This window comes from Rubritalea sp. (assembly GCF_039830215.1).
Lineage (GTDB): Bacteria > Verrucomicrobiota > Verrucomicrobiia > Verrucomicrobiales > Akkermansiaceae > Rubritalea.
Window position 1 is genome coordinate 1 of sequence record NZ_JBDOPO010000232.1, and the last position, 1709, is coordinate 1709.

Here is a 1709-nt window from a genome sequence, read left to right on the forward strand (position 1 = left end):
AGAAACATTTATTGGAAGCAATTCGTTCGGCATCGACTTTGCAGAACTTGGCAAGCAAGCGGGAACAGAAACCATGCTCGCCATGCTTCAGATCATTGATCATTCGCTCGCAAGAATGCGGCTAAGTACGCACACAACCGTTCTTGCAGAAATGGCAATAATTCGTCTTGCTGCACTCGAAGACCTCGATAATCTCAGCGAAATAATTTCCGGCATGAAGCCGGCTGGTGAAAAACTCCCATCTCATCATCACGAAAAAAAAAAGCTGACGCCAGCAGCTAACCAACAGACTGCCAAGACGAACCATCCCGCTCCAGCGACCTTTTCAAGCGCTAAAGCAAAAACAGCCGCTCCTCAGACACAAGGTACAACCAATACTCCAAGCCCAGGCACTGAGCCACTCGTGATCTGGAAAAATGCTGGAGAAGTAGTTGGGGGACTTGCCAGTGACTTCGCCGCCATGGCTATATCCGCTTCACAGGAGGCAAATCATTTCAAGATTGAATTCCAGGCATCAGCAGGATCCGCAACTGCTTTTCTGAACCGGAACGAGATCACCAAACAGTTCCAAAACGCACTGGAAAACCTTACGGGGCAATCCTGTCGATATTCAGTAGTTCTTCAGGAACAAGAATCTGCGGCAACTCCGGCCGGGGTTACTCCATCTCAGGAGGGAGTGCTCAATCAACCCTCAAAGAGCCCGCAGAAGAAAACGGCCATCTCTTCCGCCGGGCTTCTCAAAGAAGCGGTCCAGAACCCGCTTGTGAGTCATGCTCTCGCAACCTTCGATGCAGCCGTTCGTAAAGTTGATCCACCACGAAAGCCAGCAAACGCGAATAAAAGAATGGGCGTAGCAGAAGAAAACAATACGGAAGAAAACGGAGCAACATAATGGCTAAAACGAAGTCACCGATAAATCGATTGATTGATGCTTTTGCCAATCTCCCAAGTATTGGAAAAAAGAGTGCTGAACGGCTTGCCTACCATGTCCTTAAAATGCCGAACGAAGAAGCAATCGAATTTGCAGAGAGTATTCGGGCTGTAAAAGAAAACCTGAGGCCGTGCAAAACGTGCTTCAACCTTTCAGAGAACGAGGAATGCGACATCTGCAAAGATCCACGCCGTGACCAAAACGTCTTGTGTGTCGTCGAACAGGTCCGAGACCTTCTTGCAATAGAGCAGGCGGGCAGCTTTCGCGGGCTGTACCACGTTTTACAAGGACGACTCTCACCACTCGATGGAGTTGGACCGGAAAAATTATCTATTAATACACTTGTGACCCGACTCAAAGAGGGCGTGATTCGTGAGGTCATCATGGGGACCACTCCAAACGTAGAGGGAGATGGCACGGCACTCGCTATTGCGACTCGTCTCGCCGGACTACCGGTAACAATCACCCGTCTCGCCCGCGGACTGACGGTGGGAGCCTCTTTAGAGCAAGCAAATCGCGACATGTTGGCTGATGCCATCGCAAGCCGACAGCCATTCTGACAATACAGGTGTCAATTGCTTAGTTCTGAAATACACCAAGAATGGTATGATTGCAGAGTATGAATCGTTGACGCGGTTGTTCATCACAATGTCTCTAACAAGCGGTAGTCTCAATGTCGATGCGGATGTCTTTTGGTCAGGAAATGCGGATGGCGCAAAAGCAGGTGCTTGCGCCCCGTATGATCCAATCCATGGAAATCCTTCAGCTTCCCCTCCTG

The 1709-nt window shown here is 49.7% G+C and carries 3 protein-coding genes; all 3 read left to right on the plus strand.

What is annotated here, in order from left to right; translation table 11 throughout:
- Positions 1 to 892 (plus strand): hypothetical protein (locus tag ABGY95_RS07755; RefSeq protein WP_347441115.1); only part of this gene is annotated, 892 nt, incomplete at its 5' end.
- Complete coding sequence (gene recR, locus ABGY95_RS07760) at positions 892 to 1491, plus strand: recombination mediator RecR (RefSeq protein WP_347441116.1); 600 nt, start codon at positions 892 to 894, stop codon at positions 1489 to 1491. The genes ABGY95_RS07755 and recR, both read left to right, overlap by 1 nt.
- Before the next feature lie 149 nt (positions 1492 to 1640).
- The coding region (locus ABGY95_RS07765; protein WP_347441117.1) for a hypothetical protein at positions 1641 to 1709 on the plus strand (69 nt) is incomplete at its 3' end.

Bases quoted from the DNA above. Each gene is read 5' to 3' on its own strand.
- recR (WP_347441116.1), top strand. From the start codon at position 892: ATGGCTAAAACGAAGTCACCGATAAATCGATTGATTGATGCTTTTGCC.